The organism is Pseudomonas fluorescens (genome assembly GCF_001623525.1).
In the GTDB taxonomy this organism is placed as follows: Bacteria; Pseudomonadota; Gammaproteobacteria; order Pseudomonadales; family Pseudomonadaceae; genus Aquipseudomonas; species Aquipseudomonas fluorescens_Q.
In genome coordinates, this window is sequence record NZ_CP015225.1 from 3,793,611 (window position 1) to 3,816,322 (window position 22,712).

20 protein-coding genes are annotated in these 22,712 nt (G+C 61.1%); 8 read left to right on the forward strand and 12 right to left on the reverse strand.

Going from position 1 to position 22,712, the window contains the following annotated elements:
- Positions 1 to 8: 8 nt before the first annotated feature.
- Entirely contained in the window at positions 9 to 1,046 is a 1,038-nt protein-coding gene (mreB, locus tag TK06_RS16415; protein ID WP_002555108.1) for a rod shape-determining protein MreB, read from the reverse strand.
- Between the two features lie 372 nt (positions 1,047 to 1,418).
- On the opposite strand from mreB, the gene gatC reads away from it, so the two are divergent.
- The 6 genes from gatC to TK06_RS16445 all read left to right on the forward strand — a co-directional run bounded on the left by gatC (position 1,419) and on the right by TK06_RS16445 (position 6,680).
- Positions 1,419 to 1,706: an Asp-tRNA(Asn)/Glu-tRNA(Gln) amidotransferase subunit GatC gene (gatC, locus tag TK06_RS16420; protein WP_003197816.1), complete on the forward strand. Its 288-nt coding sequence runs from the start codon at positions 1,419 to 1,421 to the stop codon at positions 1,704 to 1,706.
- A 16-nt stretch (positions 1,707 to 1,722) separates the two neighbouring features.
- Positions 1,723 to 3,174: an Asp-tRNA(Asn)/Glu-tRNA(Gln) amidotransferase subunit GatA gene (gatA, locus tag TK06_RS16425; RefSeq protein ID WP_063322926.1), complete on the forward strand. Its 1,452-nt coding sequence runs from the start codon at positions 1,723 to 1,725 to the stop codon at positions 3,172 to 3,174.
- A gap of 10 nt (positions 3,175 to 3,184) precedes the next feature.
- A complete protein-coding gene (gene gatB, locus TK06_RS16430; protein ID WP_063322927.1) occupies positions 3,185 to 4,630 on the forward strand; it encodes an Asp-tRNA(Asn)/Glu-tRNA(Gln) amidotransferase subunit GatB in 1,446 nt (481 codons plus the stop codon).
- 184 nt (positions 4,631 to 4,814) lie between these two features.
- Positions 4,815 to 5,192: a septal ring lytic transglycosylase RlpA family protein gene (locus TK06_RS16435; protein ID WP_063322928.1), complete on the forward strand. Its 378-nt coding sequence runs from the start codon at positions 4,815 to 4,817 to the stop codon at positions 5,190 to 5,192.
- A 49-nt stretch (positions 5,193 to 5,241) separates the two neighbouring features.
- Complete coding sequence (locus TK06_RS16440) at positions 5,242 to 6,303, forward strand: calcium/sodium antiporter (protein WP_063322929.1); 1,062 nt, start codon at positions 5,242 to 5,244, stop codon at positions 6,301 to 6,303.
- Positions 6,300 to 6,680 (forward strand): carboxymuconolactone decarboxylase family protein, encoded by a 381-nt coding sequence (locus TK06_RS16445; RefSeq protein ID WP_063322930.1) that lies wholly within the window; start codon positions 6,300 to 6,302, stop codon positions 6,678 to 6,680. The genes TK06_RS16440 and TK06_RS16445 overlap by 4 nt, the downstream gene beginning before the upstream one ends.
- A gap of 74 nt (positions 6,681 to 6,754) precedes the next feature.
- On the opposite strand, the gene TK06_RS16450 is transcribed toward TK06_RS16445, so the two are convergent.
- The 6 genes from TK06_RS16450 to kdgD form a co-directional block, all read right to left on the reverse strand.
- Positions 6,755 to 7,717, reverse strand: a complete 963-nt coding sequence (locus TK06_RS16450; RefSeq protein ID WP_063322931.1) for a DUF4917 family protein — start codon at positions 7,715 to 7,717, stop codon at positions 6,755 to 6,757.
- 85 nt (positions 7,718 to 7,802) lie between these two features.
- Positions 7,803 to 8,744: an AEC family transporter gene (locus TK06_RS16455; protein WP_063322932.1), complete on the reverse strand. Its 942-nt coding sequence runs from the start codon at positions 8,742 to 8,744 to the stop codon at positions 7,803 to 7,805.
- A gap of 196 nt (positions 8,745 to 8,940) precedes the next feature.
- The gene (gene garD, locus TK06_RS16460; protein ID WP_063322933.1) at positions 8,941 to 10,494 is read right to left on the reverse strand and encodes a galactarate dehydratase; all 1,554 of its coding nucleotides are present in this window, start codon (positions 10,492 to 10,494) and stop codon (positions 8,941 to 8,943) included.
- Between the two features lie 13 nt (positions 10,495 to 10,507).
- Entirely contained in the window at positions 10,508 to 11,872 is a 1,365-nt protein-coding gene (locus TK06_RS16465; RefSeq protein WP_063322934.1) for an MFS transporter, read from the reverse strand.
- Positions 11,873 to 11,957: 85 nt separating this feature from the next.
- A complete protein-coding gene (locus tag TK06_RS16470; RefSeq protein WP_063322935.1) occupies positions 11,958 to 13,403 on the reverse strand; it encodes an aldehyde dehydrogenase family protein in 1,446 nt (481 codons plus the stop codon).
- Positions 13,404 to 13,596: 193 nt separating this feature from the next.
- Complete coding sequence (gene kdgD, locus TK06_RS16475) at positions 13,597 to 14,508, reverse strand: 5-dehydro-4-deoxyglucarate dehydratase (protein WP_063322936.1); 912 nt, start codon at positions 14,506 to 14,508, stop codon at positions 13,597 to 13,599.
- 368 nt (positions 14,509 to 14,876) lie between these two features.
- Between kdgD and TK06_RS16480 the strand changes: the two genes are divergently transcribed.
- Positions 14,877 to 15,233: a hypothetical protein gene (locus tag TK06_RS16480; RefSeq protein WP_063322937.1), complete on the forward strand. Its 357-nt coding sequence runs from the start codon at positions 14,877 to 14,879 to the stop codon at positions 15,231 to 15,233.
- Between the two features lie 499 nt (positions 15,234 to 15,732).
- On the opposite strand, the gene TK06_RS16485 is transcribed toward TK06_RS16480, so the two are convergent.
- The 4 genes from TK06_RS16485 to TK06_RS16500 all read right to left on the reverse strand — a co-directional run bounded on the left by TK06_RS16485 (position 15,733) and on the right by TK06_RS16500 (position 20,509).
- Entirely contained in the window at positions 15,733 to 16,479 is a 747-nt protein-coding gene (locus TK06_RS16485) for a FadR/GntR family transcriptional regulator (RefSeq protein ID WP_003197797.1), read from the reverse strand.
- A gap of 235 nt (positions 16,480 to 16,714) precedes the next feature.
- A complete protein-coding gene (locus TK06_RS16490) occupies positions 16,715 to 18,442 on the reverse strand; it encodes an ABC transporter ATP-binding protein/permease (protein WP_063322938.1) in 1,728 nt (575 codons plus the stop codon).
- Between the two features lie 251 nt (positions 18,443 to 18,693).
- Complete coding sequence (locus TK06_RS16495; RefSeq protein ID WP_003177957.1) at positions 18,694 to 19,254, reverse strand: response regulator transcription factor; 561 nt, start codon at positions 19,252 to 19,254, stop codon at positions 18,694 to 18,696.
- On the reverse strand, positions 19,247 to 20,509 hold the full coding sequence (locus TK06_RS16500) for an ATP-binding protein (protein ID WP_063322939.1): 1,263 nt from the start codon (positions 20,507 to 20,509) through the stop codon (positions 19,247 to 19,249). Before TK06_RS16500 ends, TK06_RS16495 begins: the two co-directional genes overlap by 8 nt.
- A gap of 370 nt (positions 20,510 to 20,879) precedes the next feature.
- Here TK06_RS16500 and TK06_RS16505 point away from each other — a divergent pair, with 370 nt between their 5' ends.
- Entirely contained in the window at positions 20,880 to 21,596 is a 717-nt protein-coding gene (locus tag TK06_RS16505; RefSeq protein ID WP_063322940.1) for an SIMPL domain-containing protein, read from the forward strand.
- 214 nt (positions 21,597 to 21,810) lie between these two features.
- On the opposite strand, the gene TK06_RS16510 is transcribed toward TK06_RS16505, so the two are convergent.
- A complete protein-coding gene (locus tag TK06_RS16510; RefSeq protein WP_063322941.1) occupies positions 21,811 to 22,203 on the reverse strand; it encodes a DUF6124 family protein in 393 nt (130 codons plus the stop codon).
- Positions 22,204 to 22,712 lie beyond the last annotated feature (509 nt).

The window sequence follows — 22,712 nt, forward strand, 5'->3', positions numbered from 1 at the left end:
AGCAAAACTTATTCGCTGGAGAGCAGGTCCATGGTGTGCTTGTCCATCATTTCCAATGCTCGGCCACCGCCGCGGGCAACGCAGGTCAACGGGTCTTCGGCAACGATCACCGGCAGGCCGGTTTCCTGGGCCAGCAGCTTGTCGAGGTCACGCAGCAACGCACCACCACCGGTCAACACCAGGCCGCGCTCGGCGATGTCCGACGCCAGCTCCGGCGGCGACTGCTCCAGGGCGCTCTTGACCGCCTGGACGATGGTCGCCAACGATTCTTGCAGCGCTTCGAGCACTTCGTTGGAGTTGAGGGTAAAGGCCCGTGGAACGCCTTCGGCCAGGTTGCGACCGCGTACGTCAACTTCACGCACTTCACCGCCCGGGTAGGCCGTGCCGATTTCCTGCTTGATGCGCTCGGCGGTGGATTCGCCAATCAGGCTGCCGTAGTTGCGACGCACATAAGTGATGATCGCTTCGTCGAAACGGTCGCCGCCCACACGTACGGATTCGGCGTAGACCACACCATTGAGGGAGATCAGCGCGATTTCAGTGGTACCACCACCGATGTCGACGACCATCGAGCCGCGGGCTTCTTCCACCGGCAGGCCGGCACCAATGGCAGCGGCCATTGGCTCTTCGATCAGGAACACTTCACGGGCACCGGCGCCGAGGGCCGATTCACGGATAGCGCGTCGCTCTACCTGGGTGGACTTGCATGGAACGCAGATCAGCACACGAGGGCTGGGCTGCAGGAAGCTGTTTTCGTGAACCTTGTTGATGAAGTACTGCAGCATCTTTTCGCAGACGCTGAAGTCGGCGATCACGCCATCCTTCATTGGGCGAATGGCCGCGATGTTGCCCGGTGTACGGCCCAGCATGCGCTTGGCTTCCGTACCGACAGCCACGACACTTTTCTGGTTACCGTGGGTGCGGATGGCCACGACCGAGGGTTCATTCAGGACGATACCGCGCTCGCGCACGTAAATAAGGGTGTTGGCAGTGCCCAGGTCAATGGAAAGATCGCTGGAAAACATGCCACGCAGTTTCTTGAACATGGGAAAGGGACCCTAGGCAACGCGTGGGTAAAAAAGTGCGGCAAACTCTAACAACGACAGGGATTTTGGGCAAGGCGCCAATATGTTAAATTGGCCGCTTTTCTGTGCACCAAACCCCACAATCGCGGCCAGTGCCCTGTGTCATAAGTGCGCTCCTTCTTTGACGAGTGGCTATTGTCGTCAGGCAAGGCGCCGCGACGAGTCATAGCCTGCTATGGCGAGAAGCGGCAACGCAGCATGACGGCAATAGACGCCGTCAAAAAGGAACAGCACTTGTGATACAGGGCACTAGGGCCGTAGAAATGCGGTAGTGTTCCGACAATCTAACACACGGACAGACTGCGTCCGTTTTGTTTTCCACTGGAGAATCCCATGGCGCTTGAACGCTCCGACGTGGAAAAAATCGCTCATCTGGCCTGTCTGGGCCTCAATGAAGCCGATCTTCCACACATCACTTCTGCCCTGAACAGCATTCTGGGGCTGGTCGACGAGATGCAGGCGGTCAATACCGACGGCATCGAACCACTGGCACACCCACTGGAAGCCAGCCAGCGCCTGCGCGCCGACGTCGTGACCGAGTCCAATCACCGCGAGGCCTACCAGTCCATCGCACCAGCGGTCGAAAACGGCCTGTACCTGGTTCCGAAAGTCATCGACTAAAGGGAAAGAGCCTCTCATGCATCACATGACCCTGGCCGAGATCGCCCGCGGACTCGCCGATAAAAAGTTTTCTTCCGAAGAGCTGACCCAGGTCCTGCTGGCGCGCATCGCCCAGCTCGACCCGCAGCTCAACAGCTTCATCAGCCTCACCCAGGAGCTGGCCCTGAGCCAGGCCAGGGCCGCCGATGCCCGGCGCGCCAATGGTGAAACCGGTGCCCTGCTCGGTGCGCCGATTGCCCACAAGGACTTGTTCTGCACCCAGGGCATCCGCACCAGCTGCGGTTCGAAGATGCTCGACAACTTCAAAGCCCCGTACGATGCCACGGTGGTCGCCAAGCTGGCCGCCGCCGGCACCGTGACCCTGGGCAAGACCAACATGGACGAATTCGCCATGGGCTCGGCCAACGAGTCGAGCTACTACGGCGCGGTGAAAAACCCGTGGAACCTGGAACACGTACCGGGCGGCTCGTCCGGTGGTTCCGCCGCCGCCGTGGCCGCACGCCTGTTGCCGGCCGCCACCGCCACCGACACCGGCGGTTCGATTCGCCAACCAGCGGCGTTTACCAACCTCACCGGCCTGAAGCCGACCTACGGTCGCGTCTCGCGCTGGGGCATGATCGCCTACGCCTCCAGCCTCGACCAGGGCGGCCCGCTGGCCCGCACCGCCGAAGACTGCGCGATCCTGCTGCAAGGCATGGCCGGCTTCGACCCGAACGACTCCACCAGCATCGATGAGCCCGTGCCGGACTACAGCGCCAGCCTCAACGGCTCGCTGCAGGGCCTGCGCATCGGTGTGCCGAAGGAGTACTTCAGCGCCGGCCTCGACCCGCGCATCGCCGAGCTGGTCCACAACAGTGTCAAAGAGCTGGAGAAGCTCGGCGCGGTCATCAAGGAAATCAGCCTGCCGAACATGCAGCACGCGATTCCGGCGTACTACGTGATCGCCCCGGCGGAAGCGTCCTCGAACCTGTCGCGCTTCGACGGTGTGCGCTTCGGCTATCGCTGCGAGAACCCGGAAAACCTGATCGACCTGTACAAGCGCTCCCGTGGCGAAGGCTTCGGTGCCGAAGTGCAGCGCCGGATCATGGTCGGCGCCTATGCGCTGTCCGCCGGCTACTACGACGCCTACTACCTCAAGGCGCAGAAAATCCGCCGCCTGGTGAAGAACGACTTCATGGCGGCCTTCAACGAGGTCGACATCATCCTCGGCCCGACCACGCCGAACCCGGCCTGGAAGCTCGGCGCCAAGAACAGTGACCCGGTCGCCGAGTACCTGGAAGACGTCTATACCATCACTGCCAACCTCGCCGGCTTGCCGGGCCTGTCCATGCCGGCCGGTTTCGTCGATGGCCTGCCGGTGGGCGTGCAACTGCTCGCGCCGTATTTCCAGGAAGGCCGCCTGCTCAACGTGGCTCACCAGTATCAGTTGAACACTGACTGGCACACCCGCACCCCAACCGGCTTCTGAGGAGAAACACATGCAATGGGAAGTCGTGATCGGGCTGGAGATTCATACCCAGCTCACCACCCGGTCGAAAATCTTTTCCGGTAGCTCCACCACGTTCGGCTCCGAGCCCAACACCCAGGCCAGCCTGGTCGACCTGGGCATGCCCGGCGTGCTGCCGGTGCTCAACGCCGAAGCGGTGCGCATGGCGGTGATGTTCGGCCTGGCGATTGACGCCGAGATCGGCCAGCACAACGTGTTCGCCCGCAAGAACTACTTCTACCCGGACCTGCCCAAGGGCTACCAGATCAGCCAGATGGAACTGCCGATCGTTGGCAAGGGCCACCTGGACATCGCCCTGGAAGACGGCACGGTCAAGCGCGTCGGCATCACCCGGGCGCACCTGGAAGAAGACGCCGGCAAGAGCCTGCACGAAGAGTTCAACGGTGCCACCGGCATCGACCTGAACCGTGCCGGCACGCCACTGCTGGAAATCGTTTCCGAGCCGGACATGCGCAGCGCCAAGGAAGCCGTGGCCTACGTCAAGGCGATCCATGCGCTGGTGCGCTACCTGGGCATCTGCGATGGCAACATGGCCGAAGGCTCGCTGCGCTGCGACTGCAACGTGTCGATCCGGCCTAAAGGCCAGGTTGAGTTCGGCACGCGCTGCGAGATCAAGAACGTCAACTCGTTCCGCTTCATCGAGAAGGCGATCAACAGCGAGATCCAGCGCCAGATCGAACTGATCGAGGACGGTGGCAAGGTCATCCAGCAGACCCGCCTGTACGACCCGAACAAGGACGAGACCCGTCCGATGCGCAGTAAGGAAGAAGCCAACGACTACCGTTACTTCCCCGACCCGGACCTGCTGCCGGTGGTCATCGAGAACGCGTTCCTCGACGAGGTGCGCGCCACCCTGCCGGAACTGCCGCCGCAAAAACGCGAGCGCTTCCAGGCCCAGTTCGGGCTGTCGAGCTATGACGCCAACGTCCTGGCCACCAGCCGCGAACAGGCCGATTATTTCGAGAAAGTCGTGAGCATCGGTGGCGACGCCAAGCTGGCGGCCAACTGGGTGATGGTGGAACTGGGCAGCCTGTTGAACAAACAGGGCCTGGAAATCGACCAGTCGCCGGTCTCGGCCGAGCAACTGGGCGGCATGCTGCTGCGGATCAAGGACAACACCATTTCCGGCAAGATTGCCAAGATGGTGTTCGAAGCCATGGCCAATGGCGAGGGCAGCGCCGACGAGATCATCGAGAAGCGCGGCCTGAAGCAGGTCACCGATACCGGCGCCATTTCCGCCGTGCTCGATGAAATGCTCGCGGCCAACGCCGAGCAGGTCGAACAGTACCGCGCGGCAGACGAAGCCAAGCGCGGCAAGATGTTCGGCTTCTTCGTCGGCCAGGCCATGAAAGCCTCCAAGGGCAAGGCCAACCCGCAACAGGTCAACGAACTGCTCAAAAGCAAGCTCGAGGGCTGATGGACATGGAGCCAGTACCTGTATCTGGCTCATTCCCCTGTGGCGAGGGAGCTTGCTCCCGCTGGGCTGCGCAGCAGCCCCCGTATCTGGCAGCAGATTGTTGGGGGCCGCTTCGCGCCCCAGCGGGAGCAAGCTCCCTCGCCACAATGATCCTCACAACCACACTGATGTGGGAAACCCTTTGATGAAGCGTCTCCTCGGCGCCTGCGCCCTGCTGTCCCTGCTGGCCGGTTGCGCCAGCCAGAGCGGGACGGTCGATCCTCACGGCTACGACCAGACCGGCGTCGCCTCCTATTACGGTGCAAAACACCACGGCAAACGCACCGCCAGCGGCGAGCGTTTCAACCAGAACGGCCTGACCGCCGCCCATCGCCAGTTGCCGTTCGGCACCCGGGTGAAAGTCACCAATCTGAAAAATAACGACAGCGTCGTGGTCCGTATCAACGACCGCGGTCCGTATACTCGAGGCCGTCTGATCGACGTATCCCGCGCAGCAGCCGAGCAACTGGGCATGCTACGCAGCGGCACCGCACGGGTACGCGTGCAAGCCCTCGACGATTGATAGACGGAGCCCGGCCATTTCCCTGATTACCGCCCTACCGCTGCTCAGCCTGATCGAATTGCTCGGTGGCCTGTTGTTGCTGATCAGCGGCGCCGAGCTGCTGGTGCGGGCTGCAATAGGCCTGGCGGTTCGCTTGCAAGTGCGGCCGCTGATCATCGGCCTGACCGTCGTCGCCTTCGGCAGCAGCGCGCCACAAATGGCCGTCAGTCTGCAGGCGACTATGGCGCAGAACGCCGACATCGCTGTGGGCAGCGTGATCGGCAGCAGCATCTTCAACATCCTCGTCACCCTCGGGCTGTCAGCGCTGATCATTCCGTTGCGCGTCTCGCGCCAATTGGTGCGCCTGGACATCCCATTGATGATCGGCGCCAGCCTGCTGGTGTTCGTGTTGGCCTGGAATGAGGAACTGACGCAACTGGACGGTGTGCTGCTGCTGATGGCCCTGGCGGTGTACCTGGGCCTGTTGCTGCGCCAATCGCGACACTCAGGACGACCGCACCCCGTGGGTGTCGATGTGGCGCAAGGGGCGTGGCCCAAGAGCCTGGCGATGATCGTGCTGGGCCTGGCAATGCTGATTTTCGCCGGCCACCTGCTGCTGGGCGCAGCGGTGGAAGTGGCGATGGACCTGGGGCTTTCGGAGCGCATCATCGGCCTGACCATCGTCGCCGTCAGCACCTCGCTGCCGGAACTCGCCACCTCGTTGATCGCCGCCCTGCGCGGCCAACGGGACATTGCGGTGGGTAACGTCATCGGCAGCAACCTGTTCAACCTGCTCGGGGTATTGGGGATAACCGCCCTCGCCGCTCCCACGCCACTGTCGGTCTCACCGAACGCCCTGGATTTCGACCTGCCGGTGATGCTCGGCGTAGCGGTGCTGTGCCTGCCGGTGTTCTATTCCGGCTACCGCGTCACTCGCGCCGAAGGCCTGCTGTTTTTGGGCTTGTACCTGGCCTATGGGCTACACGTGGTGTCGTTCACCACCGGCATGCCCCTGGCCGGCCAACTGGAACGGCTGATGCTGTTCTATGTGCTGCCGGCCCTGCTCGCATTTTTGCTGTTCACCTCCCTGCGCGCCTGGCGCCGCCAACACCACAAGAGGGATTTGCCATGACCGACACTCCAAAGACCGGCCTGGACATGCGTCGCCAGGTCATGGGCGACGCATTCGTCGACCGCGCCCTGGGCAACGCCACGGAATTTACCCAACCGCTGCAGGATTTCGTCAACGAGCATGCCTGGGGCAGCGTCTGGAGCCGCGAAGGCCTGCCACTGAAGACCCGCAGCCTGATCACCCTGGCCGCCCTCACTGCCCTCAAGTGCCCGCAGGAATTGAAAGGCCACGTGCGTGGCGCGCTGAACAACGGCTGTACGGTGGAAGAGATTCGCGAGGCGTTGCTGCATTGTGCGGTGTACGCGGGCGTACCGGCGGCGATCGATGCGTTTCGGGCGGCGCAGGAAGTGATCGATACTTATCAGAAGCCCGAGTAAAGGCCTGAGCCTTGCGGTAGCAGGTCAGGCGTCTTCGCGAGCAAGCCCGCTCCCACAGCCGGGTGCACCGGCCGTTAGCCCCAGATCCGAGCGCTCTCAGCCTGGAAGAATTCCACCCGGTGCGCTCCCAGGTAAGCTTGAGCGCGCCCCTTCAGCAAGACATTGTCTTCACTGTCCTTATCGCCGTAGACACTCACAAAAACCTTGCTTACCGAGCTCTGTTTTATCTGATCGAAGATGTGTCGGTCATTGTCATCGAACGAATGCCCATAGATAAACAACACCCCTTGCAACCGGCCCAATCGTTCAAAACAATAACTGAGATAGGGGTTGTGCTGAATTCTGACCTTCTTTCGCTCATGTGTAGGTTCTGAGACAAAGGTGGGGAACTTCCTGTTTTCCATGTTCCATTTCACTTGCTCAATGATCGACTCGCCCTGATCCGAACACGCGTGCTTTCTGATACCGCCCTGGGTGTCGTAGATGTGCAGCCCGCCATGGAGGAAATGAACATTCTGGGTTTCAGGGCCCTCCCACGGCCCGCCTCGAAACCCATCGTCCGTGTAATATTCCGGCTCGAGACCAAACTGGTTTCTCGCCCAATAAAACAACAAGTCATAATTGAGCGTGAACACATTGCTGAAGGGCTTGAGAAATTTCCTCACCGAAACATATTGCTCATCCGTCACTTCACGAGGCAATTCCGGGTGGGTGGCCGATATCACCTCAATCAGAGCGTTTTTGACGGCTTCCTGATCGGCCTTGATCTCTTCAATCAGATCCGGGTCGGCATTGTAGATCCTGAGGATATCTTCCGCGGCAATCAGCCGTTTCATGACTTTCTCAAAATCATATGTTTTGAACGTATCGAAGATACGTCGGATCACCCGATGCCTTTCGCCGAAGTGCGCGCTGGAAAACAGACTCTTGTAACTGAAAACATCTTTGTTCCAGGCTTGAGAAAACCCATTTGCCAACAAAATGGAACGCTTGCCGCTGTAATCGACGAAGGAAAAAGCCTCTTCGAAAGTGATCATATAGTCTTCCTTGTGTCGGTCTGATTAAGTCCCAACACAATGATACCAATGAGCCACCACTCTTAACCATCCAGAAGATCGTGGGCTAGATCCACCCACCCCACTGCAACACAAAGATCCCCAGGTTGGTGGTAATCGCCGCCATCAGCGTGGTGATGACGATGATCGCCGCCGCCAGTTCATGGTTGCCATCGGCCGCGCGGGCCATGACGTAACTGGCGGCGGCGGTGGGGCTGCCGAAGTACAGGAACAGAATCCCCAGCTCCGCACCGCGAAAGCCCCAGAGCCAGGCCCCGAGGGTGGTCAGCAGCGGCAGGCCGACCATTTTAACCAGGCTCGAACTCAGGGCCATCTTACCGCTCTTGCGCAACGCCGCCAGCGACAGCGTGCCGCCGATGCAAATCAGCGCCAGGGGCAAGGTCATTTGCGACAGGTATTTGGCCGAGGTTTCGAACCAGTTCGGCAGGCCGATGTGCCAATAAGCGAACGGTGCAGCGACGATCACGCTGATGATCAGCGGGTTGCTGATCACGCTTTTGCAGATGCTCCACGGATCGGACTTGATCACCGGGCTATAGACCGCCAGCACGATGGTCGACAAGGTGTTGTAGAACAGGATCACCAACGCCGCGAGGATCGCCCCCAGGGAAATCCCGTAGTCGCCGTACATGCTCGCCGCCAACGCCAAGCCAATCACGCCGTTGTTGCCGCGAAACGCACCCTGGGTATAGATGCCGCGATCCTCTCGCGGGCAACGCCAGATCGACCAGCCCCAGGCCATGGAAAAACTCACCAGGGTGGCGATGGAGAAATAAATCAGCAGGTCCGGCTGCAACGCCGCGTGCAGGTCGGCATGGAGGATGCCGAGGAACAACAGCGCCGGCATGGTGACGTTGAACACCAGGGACGAGGCGATGTGGATGAAGTTGTCGTTGATCCAATAGATGCGCTTGAGCAACACCCCCAGAAACAGCATGGCAAACACCGGTGCGGTGATGTTCAGGGTTTCGAGGAAAATTGCCAGCATGCCGGGGACCTTGAGAAGGGTGTCGTTAGGTGGCTAATGATAAGCCACTCACGGCACTGGCGTCTGGTGAACTGATCGTTCCCACGCTCTGCGTGAGAATACAGCCAAGGACACTCCGCGTCCCAAGATCCGAACGCGGAACGTCCGCAGAGGCATTCCCCCGCGGAGCGTGGGAACGATCAACGACAACGCTAGGTCAGGTAATCGGCGCCGGGTTGAACAAGGTGATGTCGTTGTGCAACTTGTGCCGCTCGGCCCAGGTCTGCTTCTTGCCGCTGGCCACGTCCAGGTAGTAGTGGAACAGCTCCCAACCCAGTTCCTCGATGGTCGCGCGTCCAGTGGCGATGCGACCGGCATCGATGTCGATCAGGTCCGGCCAGCGCTGGGCCAGTTCGGTGCGGGTCGAGACTTTCACTACCGGGGCCATCGCCAAGCCGTACGGCGTGCCTCGGCCGGTGGTGAACACGTGCAGGTTCATCCCCGCCGCCAGTTGCAACGTGCCGCAGACAAAATCGCTGGCCGGTGTGGCGCAGAAGATCAGGCCCTTTTGCTTGAAGCGTTCGCCCGGGCCGAGCACACCGTTGATCGCGCTGCTGCCAGACTTGACGATCGAGCCCAGGGATTTTTCGACGATGTTCGACAGCCCGCCCTTCTTGTTGCCTGGCGTGGTGTTGGCACTGCGATCGGCTTCGCCCTTGGCCAGGTAGCGGTCGTACCAGTCCATTTCCCGCACCAGCTCCTGGGCGACTTCCTGGGTTTGCGCCCGGGAGGTCAGCAGGTAGATCGCATCGCGCACTTCGGTGACTTCGGAAAACATCACCGTCGCCCCCGCCCGCAGCAGCAGGTCCGAGGCGTAGCCGAGCGCCGGGTTGGCGGTGATGCCGGAAAACGCATCGCTGCCACCGCACTGCATGCCCAGGATCAGCTCCGACGCCGGCACGGTTTCGCGGCGGCGCTGGTCGAGTTTCTTCAAGCGGGTTTCGGCCAGCTCCATGATCTGCTCGATCATTTCGGTGAAACCGTGACTGGAATCTTGCAAGCGATACAACCACGGCTCGCTGAGATCCACTGAACTGTCGTTTTCGTGCATCACCTGCCCGGCCTGCAATTTCTCGCAGCCCAGGCTGATCACCAGTGCCTCGCCGCCCAGGTTCGGGTTGCGTGCCAGGTTGCGCACGGTGCGGATCGGGATGTACGCATCGGTGGCGGTGATCGCCACGCCGCAACCGTAGCTGTGGGTCAGCGCCACCACGTCATCGACGTTCGGGTACTTGGGCAGCAGCTCATCCTTGATGCGCTTGACCGCGTGGTCCAGCACCCCGGTCACGCACTGCACCGTGGTGGTGATGCCCAGGATGTTGCGCGTGCCGACGGTGCCGTCGGCGTTGCGATAACCCTCGAAGGTGTAGCCCTCCAGCGGCGCATCGGCCACCGGCACATCGGTGGACAGCGGCAGGCTGTCCAGCGGCGGCGCGGTGGGCATGCGCAACTGGTCTTCCTTGACCCAGCTGCCACGGGGAATCGGTTGCAACGCGTAGCCAATGACCTGGCCGTAGCGAATCACCTCGCCACCCTGGGGAATATCTTCCAGGGTGACCTTGTGGCTCTGGGGGACAAAGTCCACGGTAACCAGGCCGTCCGGGAACTCGGTCCCGGCCGGTACGCCTTGGTCATTGACGACGATCACCACATTGTCCCGCTCGTGCAGGCGGATGTAACGCGGCGAATCGGCATGTTCAATCAGTTGCATTGATGCCGCTCCTTCAGGATTTAGCTTCAGACAGGCTGGAGATGCCGGCATCCTTGGCCGTTGGTTCCTTGAGCACCACACGCTTGATCGGCCCAACGATGACCAGGTAGCTGAACACCGCCATCAGCGCGTTGCAACCGACGAACACCAATGCCCATTTGAACGAACCGGTGGAGCTGATGATGTAGCCGATGACGATTGGCGTGGTGATCGACGCCAGGTTGCCGAAGGTGTTGAACAGGCCACCGCTCAGACCGGCGATCTGTTTTGGCGAGGTGTCGGACACCACGGCCCAGCCCAGCGCGCCCACGCCTTTACCGAAGAAGGCCAGGGCCATGAAGCCCACCACCATCCATTCGATGTCCACGTAGTTGCAGGCCACGATGCTGCTGGAAACCAGCAGGCCGGCGATGATCGGCGTCTTGCGGGCGAAGGTCAGCGAGTGGCCCTTGCGCAGCAGGTAATCGGAAATCACCCCGCCAAGGACACCGCCGATGAAACCGCAGATCGCCGGCAAGGACGCGATGAAACCGGCCTTGAGGATGGTCATGCCGCGTTCCTGCACCAGGTACACCGGGAACCAGGTCAGGAAGAAGTACGTGATGCCGTTGATGCAGTATTGGCCCAGGTACACGCCGAGCATCATGCGGTTGGTCAGCAGTTGACGGATGTAATCCCACTTCGGACCGTCGGCTTTCTTTTCCTTGCCCTTGTCCTGGTCCATGTCGACCATCGCGCCGTTGGCGGCGATGTGATTGAACTCGGCTTCGTTGATCATCGGGTGCTGGCGCGGGCTGTAGATCACTTTCAGCCAGATCAGCGAGAACACGATACCGATCACGCCCATCACGATGAACACGTGCTGCCAGCCGAAACGGTAGACGATCCAGCCCATCAGCGGTGCGAACAACACGGTGGCGAAATACTGCGCCGAGTTGAAAATCGCCGAGGCGGTGCCGCGTTCTGCGGTGGGGAACCAGGCGGCGACGATCCGTGCGTTGCCCGGGAAGGACGGCGCTTCGGCCAACCCCACCAGGAAGCGCAACATGAACAGCGCAACCACGGCCGTGGACATGCCGAATTCACCGACATAGCCTTGCAGCACGGTGAACAACGACCAGGTGAAAATGCTCAAGGCATAGATTTTTTTCGAGCCGAAACGGTCGAGCAGCCAGCCGCCAGGAATCTGCCCAGCCACGTAGGCCCAGCCGAAAGCGGAGAAGATATAACCGAGGGTAACGGCATCGATGCCGAGGTCTTTTTGCAGGCTGGAGCCTGCGATCGCGATGGTGGCACGGTCGGCATAGTTGATCGTCGTCACCAAAAACAGCATGAGCAGGATCAAATAGCGGACGTGCGTCGGCTTGGTCGCTTGCATGTAGAGGTACTCCCACTATTTATTTTTATGCGGGTTAGCAGATTGTGACGCCAGGGCGGGATCATCCGCCCTGGCGGTGTCGCACTTACGATCCGATGTAAGAAGTTTTAACCACGGTGTAGAACTCTTGCGCGTAGCGGCCTTGCTCACGCGAACCATAGGACGAACCTTTGCGACCGCCGAACGGCACGTGGTAATCCACGCCGGCGGTCGGCAGGTTGACCATCACCATGCCCGCCTGGGAATGGCGCTTGAAGTGGTTGGCATACTTCAGCGAGGTGGTAGCGATACCGGCGGACAGACCGAACTCGGTGTCGTTGGCCATTGCCAGCGCCGCCTCGTAGTCGGCCACGCGCACGACGTTGGCCACAGGGCCGAAGATCTCTTCGCGGCTGATGCGCATCGAGGCTTCGCTGTCGGCGAACAGGGTCGGCGCCAGGAAGTAACCTTCGGTGTCGCAGGTCACCAAGCCACCACCGCTCACCAGCCGCGCACCTTCGCTCTGGCCAATGTCGATGTACTTCAAGTCCTGGCTGAGCTGGGCTTCGGAAACCACCGGGCCGATGTCAGTGCCGGCCTTCAACGCATGACCGACCTTGATCGACTGCATGCGCTCGGCCATCGCCGCGACGAACTTGTCGTGAATGCCAGCGGTGACGATCAGGCGACTGGAGGCCGTGCAACGTTGACCGGTGGAGTAGAACGCGCTCTGCACCGCCAGTTCGACGGCTTGCTTGAGGTCGGCGTCGTCGAGGATGATCTGCGGGTTCTTGCCGCCCATCTCCAACTGAACCTTGGCTTGTCGCGACACGCAGTTGACCGCGATCTGCCGGCCCACGCCCACGGAACCGGTGAAGCTGATGCCGTCGACTTTCGGGCTGTTGACCAGAATGTCGCCGACCACACGGCCGCTGCCCATCACCAGGTTGAACGCACCGGCCGGGAAACCGGCGCGGGAAATGATTTCCGCCAGGGCCCAGGCACAGCCCGGCACCAATTCGGCGGGTTTGATCACCACGCAGTTGCCGTAGGCCAGGGCCGGGGCGATTTTCCACGCGGGAATGGCAATCGGGAAGTTCCAGGGGGTGATCAGGCCGACCACACCCAGGGCTTCGCGGGTGACTTCGACGTTGACGCCCGGACGCACCGACGGCACGTAATCGCCGGACAGGCGCAGGCATTCACCGGCGAAGAATTTGAAAATGTTACCGGCGCGGGTCACTTCGCCGATGGCTTCGGGCAGGGTCTTGCCCTCTTCCCGGGCCAGCAATTGGCCGAGTTCTTCACGGCGGGCGAGGATCTCGCTACCGACTTTGTCCAGCGCATCGTGACGGGCCTGGATGCCTGAGGTCGACCAGGCCGGAAACGCGGCGCGGGCGGCTTCGATGGCGGCATTGACTTGCGCTGCGTCAGCCTTGGCGTATTCACCGATGACATCGGACAGGTCAGACGGGTTGATGTTGGTGCAATAGTCAGCACCGGCCACCCACTGACCGTTGATGTAGTTATCGAAACGCTTTGAATCTGCCACGGATGCTCCTCCTAACAAAAAGCCTGTCTAGTCCCAAGATCATTCCCACGCGCTGCGCGGGGACGCCTCAACGGACGCTCCGCGTTCGGCTTAAGGGACGCAGAGCGTCCCTGGCTGCATTCCCACGCAGAGCGTGGGAACGATCAAGCCTTACGCAAAAGCCGCTGATCGCTCAGCGGCCTTCTCGGGTCTGTTATTGCTTGCCTTGCTTGTCGATCAGCGCGGCCAGGGCTTCGTATTCTTCTGGCAGCAGATCGGTCAGCGGCGTGCGCACAGGACCTGCGTCGTAGCCGACGATTTTCGCGCCGGCCTTGACGATGCTCACCGCGTAACCGGCCTTGCGGTTGCGGATGTCCAGGTAAGGCAGGAAGAAGTCGTCGATGATTTTGCCGACGGTCTCGTGATCGTCGCGGGCAATGGCGTGGTAGAAGTCCATCGCGGTTTTCGGAATGAAGTTGAACACCGCCGAGGAGTAGACCGGCACGCCCAGGGCCTTGTAGGCCGCGGCATAGACTTCAGCGGTCGGCAGGCCGCCCAGGTAGCTGAAACGATCGCCGAGGCGACGACGGATCGACACCATCAGCTCGATATCACCCAGGCCATCCTTGTAGCCGATCAGGTTCGGGCAGCGCTCGGCCAGGCGTTCCAGCTGAGTGGCGTTCAGGCGGCAAACGTTGCGGTTGTACACCACCACGCCGATTTTCACCGATTTGCACACGGCTTCAACGTGGGCGGCGACGCCGTCTTGGCTGGCTTCGGTCAGGTAGTGCGGCAGCAGCAACAGGCCCTTGGCGCCCAGGCGCTCGGCTTCTTGAGCGTATTCGATGGCCTGGCGAGTGGCACCGCCAACACCGGCAAGAATTGGCACGCTGGTGGCGCAGGTATCGACGGCGGTCTTGATGACTTGCGAATACTCGCTGGCGGCCAGGGAGAAGAATTCACCGGTGCCGCCTGCTGCGAACAGCGCAGAAGCGCCGTACGGGGCCAGCCACTCGAGACGCTTGATGTAGCTGGCGCGATTGAAATCGCCTTGGGCAGTGAAATCGGTGACCGGGAACGACAGCAGGCCAGACGAGAGGATGGACTTCAGTTCTTGTGGATTCATTATTCGAACACCCTGGGACGCAAAATGTGTATGAAATGGTTAAGCTTCGGCCAGAAGTTGTAGGTCATCGTACAACTTAAAATACACACGTCAACTGCATTTCGTCTTTTGTCAGGTGTGAGAGCACAGGGAGCGCTCGCAAAGCCTTGTAAATCGGGCCGTCTGGCGGAATTGGAAAGCAATGAAACTTGCGGGCGAGTGCCCAGGACCGCTCATCGCGACTGTCAACTCTGTCAGTAGGCGACGTTACGGGACGGAGGCATAACGGCAGTGTGGCCGTGCAACGCCCGGCCGTGGTCCTTTTCCGAAACCTTTAAAGTGAGTCGCCCGTACGCGACGATCAGGGCCGCCTCACAAGGAGTGACATCATGGCGAAGACGTATGCGAAACCGACGCTCAGGGATTTTCCAGCCACAGGGGAAGTCACGGTCAGCTTGTCAAAGACAAAGACGTTAACCGTGAAAATTCCGGATGCAGATTTCGACCGCTACTCGAACGCCCAACTGACTCTGGGCGTCGGCTCGACACATCCAACTTCGGTAGGCGCGTTTACATCTCTGACCGACGGCGAGGAAGGTACGCCACGCAAGGGGGTGACAGTGACGCTAACCCATGCCGACTTGACAGCTTACGTCGGCCAATTGGTTGAGCTTCGTTACGTGGTGAGTTACGAGAGCTGGGATCCCGATACATCCGAGCCGCAAATGTTGCGGATCAGTGCGTAGGATTGGCGCCTACGATTTGTCAGACAGGCAAACAGATCGAAAACCGGACACCGCTCTCTTTGCCGAGGGGATGCTTTTTGTGGCGAGGGAGCTTGCTCCCGCTGGGGCGCGCAGCGGCCCTAGAGCCCGGCGACACGGTGGATCAGGTTGATTGAGTGAGCTTGAGAGGGGCTGCTGCGCAGCCCAGCGGGAGCAAGCTCCCTCGCCACAAAAGCTCAAAAGCTCAAAAGCTCAAAAGCTCAAAAGCTCAAAAGCTCAAAAGCATCCCGCTCGACCAACCGATTTGCTCTTGAAACTGACACTGATTCGAGGCATTCCCTTAACCCGCGCCGTGCCCAATTCCCCGTGGCGAGGGAGCTTGCTCCCGCTGGGGCGCGCAGCGGCCCTAGAACCCGGCAACGCGGTGGATCAGGTTGATTGAGTGAGCTTGAGAGGGGCTGCTGCGCAGCCCAGCGGGAGCAAGCTCCCTCGCCACAAAAGCATCCTGTCACCAGCGTCTTCAGCCCTGCGCCTGCGCCTCTTCATGGGCCTGGCGCAGCCTTTCACGGCTGTTGGTCAGGTGCAAACGCATGGCCGCACGCGCCGCCTCGGAGTCCTGGCGGGCGATGGCGTCGTAGATCTCCTCGTGCTCACGGCTCAGGCGGTTCATGTAGCGCTGCTGGTCATCGTGGGCCAGGCGCGCCGAGTTCACCCGGGTACGCGGAATGATGCTGGTGCCCAGGTGGGTCATGATGTCGGTGAAGTAGCGGTTGCCGGTGGACAGAGCGATTTCCAGGTGGAAGGCGAAGTCCGAGGCCACCGCATCGCTGGCGTGGGCGGCGCTTTCGTTCAAGGCGTCGAGGGCGGCGCGCATGGCGGCCAGTTGCTCGTCGCTGCGTCGCTGCGCCGCCAACCCGGCGGATTCCACTTCCAGGCTGATGCGCAACTCCAGGATCGCCAGCACGTCACGCAAGGTGACCACGGTGGCCGGGTCGATGCGAAAACCGCTCGGACTCGGCGTGTCCAGCACGAAAGTGCCGATGCCATGGCGGGTTTCCACCTGGCCGGCCGCCTGCAAGCGGGAAATCGCCTCGCGCACCACGGTTCGGCTGACGCCATGGGCTTCCATGATCGCCGACTCGGTGGGCAATTTATCGCCGCGCTTGAGCAGGCCGTCGCGAATCTGCTCGGTCAACACCGTCACCAGCTCCTGCGCCAGGCTGCGGCGCTTGCGGGGAAAGCGTGGTACTTCGATCGGGTTTTCCATGGGGCTGTGTCTCGGTAAACGGCTGAATGGCAACATCATAGCGCAACGTGGTTGTACGATCACCGTCCCACCGGACAGCCCTCGTTGAGGGTGACCGTTGTGGCGAGGGGATTTATCCCCGTTGGGCGCAACGCGCCCCATCAAATCACAGGCCCCAATCCAGACCAATCAAGGGGCTGCTACGCAGCCCAGCGGGGATAAATCCCCTCGCCACAACAATGTTCGGCGATGGTCATCAAGCGGTCACAGTACGCTCCACCAGTTGGCCATTTTCGATACGCACATGTCGCGGATGGAAACGTTTCAAACTGCTTCGGTGGCCAACGCTGACGATGCTCAGGCCCGGCAACTGGTCGATCAGCGCCTGGTACAGCGTGGCTTCGTCTTCTTCATCCATCGCCGACGTGGCTTCGTCCATGTACAACCATTGCGGTGCATAAAGCAATGCACGGGCAAAGGCCAGGCGTTGTTGCTCGCCGGGCGAGAGCATGCGCTGCCAGTGGTTGCTTTCATCCAGCCGCGCAATCAGGTGCGGCAGGCGGCAGGTTTCCAGCACCTGGACATAACGTTCGTTGGGGTAGATATCGCCGGCCTGTGGATAACTCAATACCTCACGCAGGCTGCCAATCGGTAGATAAGGCTTCTGCGGCAGGAACAGGTAACGCGCGGCCGGAAGCCGGATCGTCCCGTGCCCCGCCGGCCACAAATGCCCCATCGCCCGCAGCAGGGTCGATTTACCGCTGCCCGAACGGCCACTGAGCATCACCCGCTCGCCCGGTTCCACGGTCATGTCGGCGTTATCGAGCAGATGGCGACCATCGGCCAAGTCCAACCCCAAGTGCTGAACCTTCAACCCATCGCCCTGGTTTTGTACGTCAATGGCCGGCACGCGGTCTTCGTTGTCGCTCATGGCCTGGCGGAAACTCAGCAGACGATCGCAGGTGGCGCGCCACGCGGCGAGGTCGGCGTAGGCGCTGATGAACCAGCTGAAGTTCTCCTGCACATTGCCGAACGCCGAGTTGATCTGCATGAGCTCGCCCAATTGGATCTTGCCGGCGAAATAACGCGGCGCGGCGACGATGAACGGGAAGATGATCGCGATCTGGCCGTAGCCGGAGGTGAAGAACGTCAAGCGCTTGGACACCCGCATGATGTCCCAGAAGTTGTGCCAGACCAGGCCGAAACGCCCGCTCAGGCGACGGTTCTCGTTCGGTTCGCCGTTGTACAACGCAATGCTCTCGGCGTTCTCTCGCACCCGCACCATGGAGAAACGCAGGTCGGCTTCGAAACGTTGCTGGTTGTTGTTCAGACCGATCAGGCGTCGGCCGATCAGGTGCGTCAACCAACTGCCCACCGCCGCATACACCAGGGCACACCAGAACATGTAACCCGGGATGGTGTAGCCGAGCACCTCGATACTGCCCGACACGCCCCACAAAATGATCGAGAACGACACCAGGCTGACCACGGTGCGCAGCAATCCCAAGCCCAGGCTCAGGGTGTTGGTGGTGAAACTGTTGAGGTCTTCGGAAATCCGCTGGTCCGGGTTATCGGTGTAGCCGCCCTGCTCCAGCCGGTAATAGTTCTTGTCACTGAGCCAACGGGCGAAATGCTGCTCGGTGAGCCAGGCCCGCCAGCGGATAGTGAGCATCTGCGTGAGGTACAAGCGATAAACGGCGCCCAGGATCGCCACCGCCGCGATACCACAGAAGTACAGGATCAACTGCCAGAACGCCGCGCTGTTCTTCTCCTGCAGGGCGTTGTAGAAATCCTTGTACCAACTGTTGACCCACACCGAGATCGCCACGCTGAACAGCGAGAGTGCGATGACGGCAATTAACAGCGTCCAGGCCTTGCCCTTCTCCTCACTGCGCCAGTACGGCGTGGTCATTTGCCAGACACGGCGGAAAAACTGGCCGCGCACCGCGTCATTGACCGCGGAATATTCAGCGTTCTGATTCATGGTTAAGGCTCAATAGGGAAAAGAACTAGTGTCATGTTTCGCAAATACGTTTCTTTTTGACGAGTGGCTGTTGTCGTCAGGCAAGGCGCCGCGACGAGTCATAGCCCGCTATGGCGAGGAGCGGCAACGCAGCATGACGGCAACAGACGCCGTCAAAAAGGAACAGTATTTGTGATACATGACGCTGGGGCCGATCATAAAGCAACGGCCCGATGTGTCGCGAGGGTGGACAGCATTCGTTCAGCGCAGGTTCAGCGACGCACGGGTCGCTTTTGCAATTTGCGCTGCAAGGTCCGCCGGTGCATGCCCAGGGCTCGGGCCGTCGCAGAGATATTGCCTTCGTGCTCGGTCAGCACCCGCTGGATGTGCTCCCACTGCAGGCGATCCACCGACATGGGGTTTTCCGGCACCAGGGTGTCGAGGTCGGCGTGCTCGGACAACAGCGCCGCCAGTACATCATCGGCGTCCGCCGGTTTGCACAGGTAATTGCAGGCACCGCGCTTGATGGCCTCGACCGCGGTGGCGATGCTCGAATAACCGGTGAGGATCACCACGCGCATCTCCGGGTCCAGCTCCAGCAGCTTGGGCAGCAGTACCAGGCCGGAATCGCCGTCCATCTTCAGGTCCAGGGCGGCGTAGTCCGGCAGGTCGGCCTGGGCGATGGTCAGGCCTTCTTCGGCAGAACCTGCGGTGCTGACGCGAAAACCGCGGCGGGACATGGCCCGGGCCATGACGCGGGTGAACGTGGCGTCGTCATCCACCAGCAACAGGTGCGGCAGTTCTTCGCCGTCGACTTGGATCTCGTCACTCATATTCGTCTCCTCGGTCGGCATGGGGCAGGCGCAGCTCGGTGAGCGTGCCGCCTTCCTCATGGGGGTAGAGTTTCACCGAGCCGCCGGCGCGTGTCACGCTGGCTTTGCTCAAAAACAGGCCCAGGCCGAAACCTTTGCCCTTGGTGGTATAGAACGGCTTGCCGATCTGCTCGGCAATCGCCAGCGGCACACCGGCGCCGTGGTCGCGAATACTGATGGTCAGCTCATAGGCATTCCAATCCAACGCCACTTCCAGCCCTTCGGGGCAAGCGTCGGCGGCGTTGTTCAGCAGGTTCAGCAGCGCCTGGGTCAGGTCCGGCGGCGGCGCCATGCGCGGTACCACGCCCTTGCCCAGGCATTGGAAGCGATAACTGGCTTCCGGGCGCATCAGGTGCCAGCGGTTCAGGGCATCGTCGAGCCAGAAGGTGACTGCTTGCATGTCGATGTCCAGCCGGCGGTTAGCCTCGGCCGCGCGTACCAAGTATTGCAGCGTTTCCTTGCAGAGCTTGACCTGATCCTGCAACACGCTGAGATCTTCCTGCAATGCTGGATCATGATGATCCTGGCGCATCTCCTTGAGCAGCACGCTCATGGTCGCCAGCGGCGTGCCCAATTCATGGGCGGCACCGGCGGCCTGGGTCGCCACGGCCAGCAATTGCTCGTCCCGCAGGCCCTCTTCACGGCGAATGGCCCGCAGTTCTTCCTGGCGGCGCAGCTCCTCGGCCATGCGCGCGGCAAAAAACGTAATGACTGCCGCGGCCAGGGCGAAACTCAGCCACATGCCGTAGATCTGCAGGTTTTCCCGAGCGATGGGAAAGGTTTCCAGCGGGTAGAAACGCGCCAGCAGCAAGGTGTACAGCGCCAGGGCGATGCCGGAAAGAATCAGCGAAAACCGCCACGGCAACGTCACCGCGGCGATGGTCAGCGGCACCAGGTAATAAGAGACGAAGGGGTTGGTGGAGCCGCCGGAGAAATACAGCAGCGCGCTGTGGATAAACAGGTCACAGGCCAGTTGCACGGCGTATTCAAGCTCGGTCACTGGCCACGAGGTGCGCAGGCGGACGGCCGTCAGCGCGCAGAGCACACTGGAACAGACCAGGGTGATCGCCAGTTGCAGCCAGGGCAGCGGCAGCAGGTCGAACCAATAGGCGAGCCCCACCGAGCCGGCCTGGGCCGCCAGGACCAGAATGCGGATGAATGTCAGGCGCCAGAGGTTCTGGCGAGAGGCGGATGTCATTTGCAAAGGGGCGAGCATGAGCTCTCCTGATGAGCGCTCCAGGCGAATCGCACGGAGTATAACCAAGGCGCGGCTTGCAGCGGCAGCTATGCGGCAAAGCGCCACAGTTCCAAATGTCACCTTTCCCCCTGTGGCGAGGGAGCTTGCTCCCGCTGGGCCGCGAAGCGGCCCCAACAGCAGCGACTCAATCTGTCTGACACACCGAGGTGTCAGGTTTGGGTCTGCTGCGCAGCCCAGCGGGAGCAAGCTCCCTCGCCACAGGGGATCTTCATTGGCTTCAGGTATCTGTATAGAAGTTGTAACTGTGCGAACCCACCCATAAAAGCTAGAGTCTTATCCTTCACGCAGGCCCGGACATCACCCCTGCGCCTCATCCCAAGGAGCTTTCATGCACACGTTCAGTCGCCCCGCTGCCCTGCTTGCCCTCAGCCTCGGCACCCTCGCCAGCCTGCCGGCCCTGGCCGCCGATGAGCTGCACTACAACCAGATTTCCCTGCGCGCCGAAGTCAGCCAGGAAGTGGCCCGCGACCTGATGATCGTGACCCTCTACACCGAAGAACAGAACACCGACCCGGCCAAACTCGCCGCTGCTGTCAGCACCACGGTGAACAAAGCCATAGGCCAGGCCAAAGAGATCAAGGACATCACCCTGCGCCAGGGCAGCCGTAACAGCTACCCGATCTACGATAACAAGGGCCAGAAAATCACCGGCTGGCGTGAACGCGCCGAACTGCGTCTGGAAAGCGCCGACTTCGCTGCCCTGTCCAAACTCACCGGCGAGTTGCTCACCGATATGAAAATGGCCGGCATGGACTTCGCCATCTCCACCGCCACCCGCCAGGGCAGCGAAGATGCCTTGCTCAAGGATGCGGTCAACGCCTTCAAGGCCCGCGCCCAACTGGCCACCGAGGCCCTGGGCGGCAAGGGTTACAAAATCGTCAACCTGAACCTCAATACCAACGGTTATCCACAACCGTTCATGCGCGCGCCAACGATGATGATGAAAAGCGGTTCCATGGATGCTGAATCCGTGACGCCTGACGTGGAAGCGGGTACCAGCAAGGTGACGATGACGGCGGATGGGGTGGTTGAGGTGTCGCTGTAGTTATGATGGGCAGCGGCTCAGCCAGTTCTCTGCTGGCTGAACGCTAACCTCCAGCATCGGCGCTCCCCGTGGCGAGGGAGCTTGCTCCCGCTGGGCTGCGCAGCAGACCTAAACCCTGGCACCGCGGGGTGTCAGATAAATGCAGTCGCTGCTTTTGGGGCCGCTTCGCAGCCCAGCGGGAGCAAGCTCCCTCGCCACAGGACGGTGCCCGACCTTAGGTGGGCGGGCAGGCCGAACTGGCCGGTGCCTCGACCTGATCCAACGCCTTGTCCACCAGCAACTGGCACAGCTCCACCAACTGATGAATCCCCAACGCCACGCTCCGGCGCGTGCCCTCCACTTCGAAAGCCAGGTCCTCGGCCATGGCTTTTATCGAGGCCAGGGTTTCGGAAGTGCTGGTGAGCAGCGTATCGGTGTCGGCTTTGGCGGTGACTGAAAACAGGCTATCGATGCGCTGATCGGTGCTTGGCTCTGGTTTTTTTGGATTCAGGTAATGATCAAGGGCGCGTTCGGCGGCGGCGCGGTCTTTGAGTAGGTCTTCGATGGCGTCGAAGCCGGAAAGGGGATTGGTTTTGTTGAAGGGTGGATCGGGGACTGACTTATCCATTGATTTGTACCTATTTAGTGATGAGAACCATCACTTGCCGTTTCTCACTCGGCAAAGTGGTGGCAGCTGTGTGCAGGGGTGAGAAATCCGAGAAATAGGTACTCGGCCAGACCGAGGCCTGCCCGCACACAGCCGCCATAATGCATCTACTACAGGCAGCGGATAAGCTGGCGGCAATTATGCAGGTACAGAGGCTGGATGCCTATTATTCGGGTTTCTCACGCCCGGTCGCTGAATGGCAGCGACAGGAAAAAGAGTAGAGAGCCCACTTCCGAGGGACAACCTTAAAAGCTTGTCGGATGTTTCGTTCTGGAGAGCGGATCCTTCCGACGCACCTGAATGATTTATGCAGCCTTCCGCCCCGCCGCAAACCCCGTGGCGAGGGAGCTTGCTCCCGCTGGGCTGCGCAGCAGACCCAACCCCGGCGCCGCGTTGTGTCAGATGAATGGAGTCGTCGCCTTTAGGGCCGCTTCGCGCCCCAGCGGGAGCAAGCTCCCTCGCCACGGGGT

Excerpts from the sequence above, each read along its gene's own strand:
- TK06_RS16495 (WP_003177957.1), bottom strand. The coding sequence starts at position 19,254 with ATGAGTGACGAGATCCAAGTCGACGGCGAAGAACTGCCGCACCTGTTG.
- kdgD (WP_063322936.1), bottom strand. The coding sequence starts at position 14,508 with ATGAATCCACAAGAACTGAAGTCCATCCTCTCGTCTGGCCTGCTGTCG.
- TK06_RS16505 (WP_063322940.1), top strand. The coding sequence starts at position 20,880 with ATGCACACGTTCAGTCGCCCCGCTGCCCTGCTTGCCCTCAGCCTCGGC.
- TK06_RS16465 (WP_063322934.1), bottom strand. The coding sequence starts at position 11,872 with ATGCAAGCGACCAAGCCGACGCACGTCCGCTATTTGATCCTGCTCATG.
- TK06_RS16435 (WP_063322928.1), top strand. The coding sequence starts at position 4,815 with ATGAAGCGTCTCCTCGGCGCCTGCGCCCTGCTGTCCCTGCTGGCCGGT.
- mreB (WP_002555108.1), bottom strand. The coding sequence starts at position 1,046 with ATGTTCAAGAAACTGCGTGGCATGTTTTCCAGCGATCTTTCCATTGAC.
- gatB (WP_063322927.1), top strand. The coding sequence starts at position 3,185 with ATGCAATGGGAAGTCGTGATCGGGCTGGAGATTCATACCCAGCTCACC.
- TK06_RS16455 (WP_063322932.1), bottom strand. The coding sequence starts at position 8,744 with ATGCTGGCAATTTTCCTCGAAACCCTGAACATCACCGCACCGGTGTTT.
- TK06_RS16450 (WP_063322931.1), bottom strand. The coding sequence starts at position 7,717 with ATGATCACTTTCGAAGAGGCTTTTTCCTTCGTCGATTACAGCGGCAAG.
- TK06_RS16500 (WP_063322939.1), bottom strand. The coding sequence starts at position 20,509 with ATGCTCGCCCCTTTGCAAATGACATCCGCCTCTCGCCAGAACCTCTGG.
- TK06_RS16510 (WP_063322941.1), bottom strand. The coding sequence starts at position 22,203 with ATGGATAAGTCAGTCCCCGATCCACCCTTCAACAAAACCAATCCCCTT.
- TK06_RS16485 (WP_003197797.1), bottom strand. The coding sequence starts at position 16,479 with ATGGAAAACCCGATCGAAGTACCACGCTTTCCCCGCAAGCGCCGCAGC.
- TK06_RS16490 (WP_063322938.1), bottom strand. The coding sequence starts at position 18,442 with ATGAATCAGAACGCTGAATATTCCGCGGTCAATGACGCGGTGCGCGGC.
- garD (WP_063322933.1), bottom strand. The coding sequence starts at position 10,494 with ATGCAACTGATTGAACATGCCGATTCGCCGCGTTACATCCGCCTGCAC.
- gatA (WP_063322926.1), top strand. The coding sequence starts at position 1,723 with ATGCATCACATGACCCTGGCCGAGATCGCCCGCGGACTCGCCGATAAA.
- gatC (WP_003197816.1), top strand. The coding sequence starts at position 1,419 with ATGGCGCTTGAACGCTCCGACGTGGAAAAAATCGCTCATCTGGCCTGT.
- TK06_RS16480 (WP_063322937.1), top strand. The coding sequence starts at position 14,877 with ATGGCGAAGACGTATGCGAAACCGACGCTCAGGGATTTTCCAGCCACA.
- TK06_RS16445 (WP_063322930.1), top strand. The coding sequence starts at position 6,300 with ATGACCGACACTCCAAAGACCGGCCTGGACATGCGTCGCCAGGTCATG.